Source organism: Mesorhizobium sp. M7A.F.Ca.US.010.02.1.1 (genome assembly GCF_004023085.1).
In the GTDB taxonomy this organism is placed as follows: domain Bacteria; phylum Pseudomonadota; class Alphaproteobacteria; order Rhizobiales; family Rhizobiaceae; genus Mesorhizobium.
This window is the reverse complement of sequence record NZ_RZRV01000080.1, coordinates 2,430-10,446: the sequence shown is the minus strand read 5'-3', so window position 1 is coordinate 10,446 and position 8,017 is coordinate 2,430. Positions and strand designations below refer to the sequence as shown.

Annotated in this window: 10 protein-coding genes; 6 read left to right on the top strand and 4 right to left on the bottom strand. The window is 60.4% G+C overall.

The features are described 5' to 3' along the window. The 6 genes from EOA19_RS34295 to EOA19_RS34270 form a co-directional block, all read left to right on the top strand. Positions 1-465 (top strand): TCP-1/cpn60 chaperonin family protein (locus EOA19_RS34295; RefSeq protein WP_281040496.1); only part of this gene is annotated, 465 nt, incomplete at its 5' end. Positions 466-898: 433 nt separating this feature from the next. Beyond that, positions 899-1,720, top strand: a complete 822-nt coding sequence (locus EOA19_RS34290) for a universal stress protein (RefSeq protein WP_128306056.1) — start codon at positions 899-901, stop codon at positions 1,718-1,720. 64 nt (positions 1,721-1,784) lie between these two features. Beyond that, entirely contained in the window at positions 1,785-1,961 is a 177-nt protein-coding gene (locus tag EOA19_RS35545) for a hypothetical protein (protein WP_164780091.1), read from the top strand. A 544-nt stretch (positions 1,962-2,505) separates the two neighbouring features. Next, complete coding sequence (locus EOA19_RS34280) at positions 2,506-3,330, top strand: universal stress protein (RefSeq protein ID WP_128306055.1); 825 nt, start codon at positions 2,506-2,508, stop codon at positions 3,328-3,330. Between the two features lie 150 nt (positions 3,331-3,480). Then, the gene (locus tag EOA19_RS34275) at positions 3,481-3,621 is read left to right on the top strand and encodes a ChaB family protein (RefSeq protein ID WP_348629758.1); all 141 of its coding nucleotides are present in this window, start codon (positions 3,481-3,483) and stop codon (positions 3,619-3,621) included. A gap of 89 nt (positions 3,622-3,710) precedes the next feature. Beyond that, on the top strand, positions 3,711-3,926 hold the full coding sequence (locus EOA19_RS34270; protein ID WP_127293794.1) for a hypothetical protein: 216 nt from the start codon (positions 3,711-3,713) through the stop codon (positions 3,924-3,926). 96 nt (positions 3,927-4,022) lie between these two features. Here the strand turns inward: EOA19_RS34270 and EOA19_RS34265 are convergent, their stop codons facing one another. The 4 genes from EOA19_RS34265 to ftsH form a co-directional block, all read right to left on the bottom strand. Beyond that, complete coding sequence (locus EOA19_RS34265; protein ID WP_128306054.1) at positions 4,023-4,427, bottom strand: host attachment protein; 405 nt, start codon at positions 4,425-4,427, stop codon at positions 4,023-4,025. Positions 4,428-4,529: 102 nt separating this feature from the next. After that, positions 4,530-5,177 carry a BON domain-containing protein gene (locus tag EOA19_RS34260; protein ID WP_128306057.1) on the bottom strand — a complete coding sequence of 216 codons (648 nt, stop codon included), beginning with the start codon at positions 5,175-5,177 and terminating at the stop codon, positions 4,530-4,532. Positions 5,178-5,463: 286 nt separating this feature from the next. After that, entirely contained in the window at positions 5,464-5,793 is a 330-nt protein-coding gene (locus EOA19_RS34255; RefSeq protein ID WP_128306053.1) for a pyridoxamine 5'-phosphate oxidase family protein, read from the bottom strand. Positions 5,794-5,868: 75 nt separating this feature from the next. Then, on the bottom strand, positions 5,869-7,689 hold the full coding sequence (gene ftsH, locus EOA19_RS34250; protein ID WP_128306052.1) for an ATP-dependent zinc metalloprotease FtsH: 1,821 nt from the start codon (positions 7,687-7,689) through the stop codon (positions 5,869-5,871). Positions 7,690-8,017 lie beyond the last annotated feature (328 nt).

The following is an 8,017-nucleotide window of genomic DNA, read 5'->3' as shown; positions in this document are numbered from 1 at the left end:
GCCGAAATGAAGTCGAAAAAGGAAGCGCTCGACGATGCCATCAGCGCCACCAAGGCCGCGGTCGCCGAAGGCATAGTGCCAGGTGGCGGGCTTGCCCTGTTGCGCTGCATCGCTACGGTGGCTGACGAGGAACAACATTGCGAAGGCGACGAGCGGACGGGCGTGCAGATCCTCAAGCGCGCACTCGAAGCACCGGTCAGGCAGATCGCCGAGAATTCCGCAGTCGACGGCGGGGTTGTCATCGCCAAGATGTTTGAAGGCACAGGCAATTTCGGCTTCGATGCCGGAAAGAAGGAATATGTCGACTTGGTCGAGGCCGGCATCATCGACCCGACCAAGGTCGTTCGCATCGCTCTGGAAAACGCGGTCTCGGTCGCCAGCGTGCTGCTGCTCACCGAAGCAACCATGACCGAAATCCCGGAACCGACGAAAGAACGCGCTCTCGAACCAGAGATGACGATGTAGGTGACGAGGTCTTGGACTTCGGCGAGAAGGTCCGCCACGGTTTTGTGTTCGCCGCCTCGGTGCCGCGTTGCGCGCATTCTCATCCAAGGCAGCCGTCCTCTCTTGGCGAGAGCGCCCGGTGTCTCGCCGGAAGCTGTCCTGTCTTCGAAAGGACCGGCGGCAATTTACCAAAGCCGGGCGTGCTCGCCCTGCGGCACCCTTTGGAGGAAGCGCGGAATTCATTCCCGAAGACGCCTTGGCGGGCACCAGCGTCAGGCTTCCCTTCGTTGCGGACCCAATCCCGGAGGATACTGGATTCGGAGGCGGAAGGCGGCACGGCCGCCGATGACGATGTGCCGAGGCGGAGTGACAGGACAGGCAGGTTTTTGACGCGCATCAAGGCGCAAAGTCCGACCTCCGGCGATGCTGCGATAAATCTCATCGGAGCAGAAAAATGATTTTCAATACCATCATGGTTCAACTCGATGTCGATTCTCCGGCAACGCCGCGAACGACCTATGCGCTGGAGTTGGCGCGGCGCTTCGAAGCCACGCTGATCGGTTTTGCCGCGGCCGACGCATATGTGTTTGTTCCTGGCGACGATGGCGGCATGGCGGCGGCGGAAATCATGCGTCAACGTCTCACCGAGATCGAGGATCGACTGAAGATCCTGAAGGAAGAATTCCTGGCCGTCGTCGGAGACGAGGCTTCCTGGCGCGAGGAGATCGGCGATCCGACACGTCTGCTCGCAATGCATGCGCGCGCCGCGGACCTCATCGTGGCCGGAGCTCCCGCGAAGGCCGCGGCCAATGATCACCACCGGATGGTCGACCTCGGAACATTGGTGCTGTCGGCCGGACGGCCAGTGCTGATCGCGGCCGACCAACTTGCTCCGCCCGATCCCAAGAAGGTTCTGGTGGCGTGGAAGGATACCCGCGAGGCCCGGCGCGCGGTCATCGACGCACTGCCCTTTCTGACCAGTGCCCAAGATGTGCTCGTGGCGACGATCGAGGAACAGAACCAGAGAAACGCACGCGAAAGTGTCAGTGACGTGCTCCGGTTCCTGATGAGACATGGCGTCAAGTCAAGATCGGAGGTTCTGGACGTCGGCAAGGCGGACGCCTGCGAAGCCGTCTGCGAGATCGCCCGGGCGATGAGTGCCGAACTTGTGGTCGCGGGAGGCTATGGCCACAGCCGCATCCGCGAATGGGCGTTTGGCGGCATGACCCGTTCTTTGCTGAAGCAAGGGGCGATTAACCGGATGCTCTCGAACTGACGCACCGACGCTGGAGAGGAGGAAGCGAAACGCAGTCGAGGCGAAAGCGAACGGGAGTTCAGTGATGGCGAAGAGAACGGACAAGATCGAGGTTGGCATGGATCTGGCCGTAAGGTGCCGCGTCACCGACACTTGGCAGGATGATCTGGGGGATCAGTGGGCCACGGTGCTGATCGAGGGTTACGACATCCCGGTCACGCTGAAGGCGGTCCACTTCTACCCGTTCGATGACGACGACTAGCGGGTTTCCTTGACGCAAGCACATTGGCGCAGTCGTCTGACTTGATTGGCCGACGAAGTGTCCGGGGGCTTGTCACGGGTCTTGGGGATTGGCAGGCGTCGAAATAGGACGAGGTTTGAAGATGAAGGAACTGCCGCTTGCCGAGGTTTACCGGCTGATCGAGCCCGGTCCCGTCGTTCTGCTGACACCCCGGCCAGAGGCCGCGCCAACTTCATGACCATGTCGTGGCACATGATGGTGGAGCGCACCCGACAATTGCCTAGGTCGTCGAGCGGCGACTTCTCTTTTGCCGCGTTGCGCGACACAAAGGAGTGTGTGATCGCGATTCCGGCGATAGGGCTGCCAGAAAAAATTGTGGGGGTTGGCAACTGCTCAGGCCGCGAAAGAGATAAAATCGCGACGATTTGGCTGACGGGACGGAGAGATCATCCATTTCGCGTCAAGCATGCCTTGAGGTCGGCCACTTGATCGGCATCAAGGATGCTCATGCCATGCCCGGTCTAGTTTCGCTTTATCCAATTGATACAGGAAAAGAGCGCCACCGATGAGCTACAAATCCATCCTGCTGAATGTGGACATAGACGGTCCAATCGGGCCGATCACCAAGATCGCCATTGATCTTGCCAAGTGTTGCGAGGCTCGGCTGATCGGCTTCTGCGCAGCAGACGCGCCCTTGCCGGTCACGATGGCGCCCGAGGGTGCCGCGATAGCCGCCGACGTCTGGCAGCAGTTGAGGGATGACATCAAGAAAAGGTTCAAGGACCTGCATGCCGAGTTTGACAGCCTGGTTGCTGGTTCGGTGGCGACGGAATGGCGCAATACGCTCGACAACCCCAACCATGCCCTGGTCGCGACGTCGAGAATCGCGGATCTCATCATCACCGGTGCGGCTCAAGGGGCATCCTCCGGCGATTCCTATCGGACTGTCGATCCCGGCACCCTTGCGCTGCGCGCCGGCAGGCCGCTCCTTATCGCGTCAAGCGGCATGGAGCATGCGCCGACAGGCAGGATCGTGGTCGCCTGGAAGGACACGCGCGAAGCGAGGCGCGCCGTCGCTGACGCCATGCCGCTGATGGCGATGGCAGAAGACGTGATCGTGGTCACGGTCGGCTCCGAGCCCGACGACCGGACGACTGCCGGCATAAAGGATGTCGCGACCTTCCTGGCCACGCATGGCATCACGGCTCGCACCGAAGTGCTGAAGGCCGACGACGAGAGCGACAAGCTGGTCAACTTCCTGAGCTCCACCAACGCCGACCTGATCGTGTCGGGTGCCTATGGGCACAGTCGGATCAGGGAATGGGTATTCGGCGGCGTTACCCGCTCGCTGCTCGACGACAGCCGGCTCTGCCGTTTTATGTCAAACTGATCGTCTGCTCTGGAATCGCCCATGGCGTGTCGTCAGCCCCGACGATAGGCGCCAGCTTGGCTTTCCGAATGAGGGATAGCAATGCCCTATGCGACCGAGAAAGACCTTCCACCGTCCGTCAGCCCGCATCTGCCGCTGCATGCCTAGAAGATTTTTCGCGCTGCTCTCAACAGCGCCTGGGAAGAATATGCCGACCGAGGCGAAAGGCGTGAGGAAATAGCCCATCGCGTCGCTTGGGCTGCCGTGAAGCGCCTTTATCGCAAGGAGGGCAGGGATTGGGTGCCTATCTGAGCAGCCCGCCAATTTGATCGAGATCAAAACCATCCGCGCCGTGTTCATTCATATGATTTGGAATCAACCACTTGATAAATGCGAGTTCAATGACCGACATCGTTGCGAAACTTCTCGTTGCGTGCAACGCAAAGAAGAACAAGGGGGCGGATTTCCCGACAATCTGGAAAGATATCCTGCAAGGGCACCCTTACGTCGCGGGATCGCCAATTCAGGACCGCGGCGAGGACGGCCCGGTATTGAGAGTTCCCCTCATCACCGGTCAGGTTCTCGTCTTTCTCGGTTCAAACTTCTCTCTCCTCTAGTCGCGGCAGCTTCCGCGTACCGGTGATCCAGCCGATGCTCCGGATGTTCCCTGATTGAGATCGGGATCAGAAACGTCTGAATATCCGGGCGGGGACTCAAGCCGCCGCCAACGTGTTCTCGATGGCTTCGAGGGAGTGTTTCGCGAGATCCTGGCTGAGTTCGCCTACCAGCTTTGCTCTCAGCGGGTCCTGGAAGTGCTTGCGTAGCTCGCCCAGCGTGCGCGGGTCGGCGATCACCATGACATGCTTGAATGCTCCGGTCAGCGCCTCGCGATTGAGATAGGCGGCCACGGCTGCGGCAAAGTCGTCTTCCCGCAGGCGGGAGTCGTCGGGATTGGCGGTGGAACTGCGATGCCGGCCGCCCGAGCCAGTGTTTGCCACGTGTAATCCTGGCTCGGGCATTTCGGCCAAGTCGATCCGAGGTTCGTGACTTTTGTTGCGGAACAGGCGCAGCTTGTCGCCGTCGGTTACCGCGACGAGGGTACCATTAGCCAGGATCATATTGTTTCTCCTTTCACATGGCTGGACCGAGATCCAGCGCACTCTCGGGCCATTGATGACGCGGCGGCCACCGATGAAGACGCCGCGTCCAACTCGTGCCCATCAGATTATGGATATACGATCGTCCACAGTTCTGACGCCCGGCGACGACCAGGCGGCACGTTCGGCTGCCTGACGCTCGGACCACGCCCGGACCTTCCCATCAAGAGTCACCTTGCCATCCAGTACGTTGACGCGGATCGCCTGTGCTTCGGTTTCTGCATCGCGCTTCAGCGCATTCTCGATGCGCTTCTTGATATCGGGCACTGACGCTCGTGGGGAGATTTCGATCTGGTTGGCAACGCCGACAACACCCGCCAAGCCGCGGACGGCGTCGGCCGCTGCGTTCTTCTGGTACTGCCATTCAAGTTTCCCGGTCAGCGTGATCCACCCATCCCGTACCTTGACTTGAACCTTGTCCCTCGGGATGGAGACGTTCCAGGTGACCGCATCGACCGCACGCTTGGCGATCTCGTCGTCCGCAGTTCCCTTCTGTCCAACCAGCCGGACTTCGATTTCCTCAGCGAGGCCCTTCACGCCTTTGACCCGCTTGACCACGTTTTCAGCGGCAGTCTTTTCCCAAAAGGAAGAAACATGCCCGGTCAGGGTGACGATGCCGCCGTCCACGGCGACGCCGATGTGGGCAGCGTCAATGCTCGGCTCGAATTCCAACTCATCGAGAATGTTCTGACGTAACGTTAAATCCATCATGGTCTGTCTCCTGTTTGTCGAGGCGGACTTCTCGCCCGCAGCGACAACAAAAGCATCCTTAGCGCCCTTGCTCATTGATCCGGCTCAATGCCGGGTCAGATAGTCGCCGTTTGGACCGTCCGACGTCTGTGAGTTCAGAGGGCAAAACGACCTCCGTGGCGCTCGCCGCCATCGACAACCCTTGATCTCCAACCAGTTCTCATAGGCTGCAGGTCATGGCCACTGAGACGCGTGGATCGCGAGAAATATTCACTGCCTTCTGCGAGCCGGCTGATTGGCGCGACCGTCATGCGGTGGCGGAAGTACCCACAAGCCAATGGTGTCGCATGCTGTCCAGGGTCTCGGCGATGATCTTGACGAGGTCGGTGTGACCAAAGCCCAGGGAATAGTCGAGCACAGAGATGATCGTGGGCCGCACCCTGAACAGCTTCACGGGTGCGGCCTCGCTGGGCTGGATAGCCGAAATCTGCGGGAAGCGCTGAACCATCATGCCTCCGCAGCCGAAGTAGAGCAGCAGGCCGTCATGGACGAATGAGACCACCGTCGCCTGTGGCGAGCCGTCGGAGCGGGCCGTCGCAATCGTCATATCCATGCAACGCGCCAGGATGTTGATCATCTTCTGCTGAAACTTGTGGTTTCATAACACTCTCCTCGTTTGTTCAGGGGCAACCGCATCCGGCCCGCATCGCCTTCACGCCGCCGAGACCAGCTCGGCGTTTCGCCGCAACGGTGCGAAGTCATCGGGCGTCAGCGTTTCTTTCTCGAGCAGCAGCTTGGCGCCAGCGCGCAGGTCGGTGCTCCTTTCGCGGAGCACGTCCTTGGCGCTGGCAAGGGCCTCCTCGATCATGCCGCGCACCGCCAAGTCGACTTCCCGCGCCGTGGCTTCCGAATAGTCTTTCTTGTTTGGCATGCCAGGGCCGTCACCCAGCCATTGCAGGCGCTGCTCTTCGAGAACGGCCTGACCCACCGTCGGATCCATTCCGAAGCGGGTGACACATTGACGGGCAACATCGGTGACCTTGGCGAGGTCGTCGGCCGCCCCGGTTGAGACTTCGCCGAATATAATTTCCTCGGCCGCGCGGCCGCCCATCAGGACGACCATGCGGTCCTTCAGCTCGCTGACCGTGATCAGGAACCGGTCCTCCGTCGGGCGCTGCATGGTGAAACCGAGAGCACCGATCGAGCGCGGGATGATCGATACCTTGTGCACCGGATCGGCGCTTTGCGTCGCGGCCGCCACTAGGGCATGCCCCATTTCGTGAAAGGCGACACGCTCACGCTCCAGCGGTTTCAGCAATCGGCTTTTGCGTTCCGAGCCTGCGACGATGCGCTCGACCGCATTGGTGAAATCGTCCATCGTTACCTTATCGGCGCCGCGCCGCGTGGCGATGATGGCCGCCTCGTTGACGAGATTGGCAAGATCAGCGCCGGTGAAACCGGGCGTTATCGCGGCAATCTCGTCCGTGCTGACGCCAAGCGCGGTTGAGACGTTCTTGATGTGGACCTTGACGATGGCCCACCTGCCCTTGCGGTCGGGCCGGTCCAGAACGACCTGCCGGTCGAAACGCCCAGCGCGCAGCAGGGCCGGATCGAGGATTTCGGGCCGATTGGTGGCGGCAAGCAGCACAATACCAACACGCGGATCGAAACCGTCGAGTTCCGAGAGCAGCTGGTTCAATGTCTGCTCCTTCTCATCACCGCCGCCATAACCCGCGAACGGGCTGCGGGCACGGCCCAGCGCGTCGAGTTCATCGATGAAGATGATGCAAGGCGCCGCCTGCCGGGCCTGCTCGAACAGGTCTCGTACCCTGGCCGCCCCCACGCCGACGAACATCTCGACGAATTCCGAGCCTGAGATGGAAAAGAAGGGCCCCCCCGCCTCGCCGGCGACGGCGCGCGCCATCAATGTCTTGCCGGTTCCAGGCGGCCCGACCAGCAGGATACCTTTCGGGATACGCGCGCCGAGGCGACCGTACTTATCCTTGTCCTTGAGGAAGGAAACGATTTCCTGCAGTTCGGCCTTGGCTTCGTCGACGCCCGCCACTTCCTCGAAAGTTACACCTGTCTTGCGCTCCAGATAGACCTTAGCCTTTGACTTGCCGATGTTGATCAGGCCGCCCATGCCTTGCCTGTCGGCGAACCCGCGGAAAAAGAACATCCAGATGCCGACGAAAATCAGCGCGGGCAATATCCAGGAGAGAACAGTCGTCAGCCAGTTGCTGTCGGAAGCGCCGGTGATCTTGACGCCGGCCTTCTCGAAAACCGCAACTGCCGCAGGGTCGACGCGATTGGCAAGGAACGTCGTCTTGCCATCCTGTGGCTCCTTGAACGCGCCTTCGATCATGGTCTCAGTCAGGGTGACGGACGCAACCTTGCCCTCCTCGGTGAGGCGGATCACGTCACTGTAGGAGATTTGCGCAGTGTCGCGATAAGCGAACCAGACCTGAAACAGCTCAATGATCAGGATAGCAACGATGACATAGCCTATGTTGAAGGTGTGTTTGCGATCCATGACATCCAGCCGGAAATTGCATTCATCGGCAGAATGTCACGACCAACGGGCGCGTCCTTGACGCGCATCAAAGTGCGGATCGCTGCTGGCCACCATTGTGCCGGCGATGATGGGACACTGGCAAATTGCAGACCTGGTGGCGAAGGTGCGCTTTCTCAGCGATCCGGCGACGTACGGAAGTGGGACGACACATGTGGATGTCCGCGAGACGCATATGTCCTGGGTCTTCCTCACGGACAAACTGGTCTACAAGCTCAGAAGCCGGTCAGGCATGCGTTCCTCGACTTCAGCACAATCGCGAAGCGGCACTTCTACTGTGGCGAGGAAT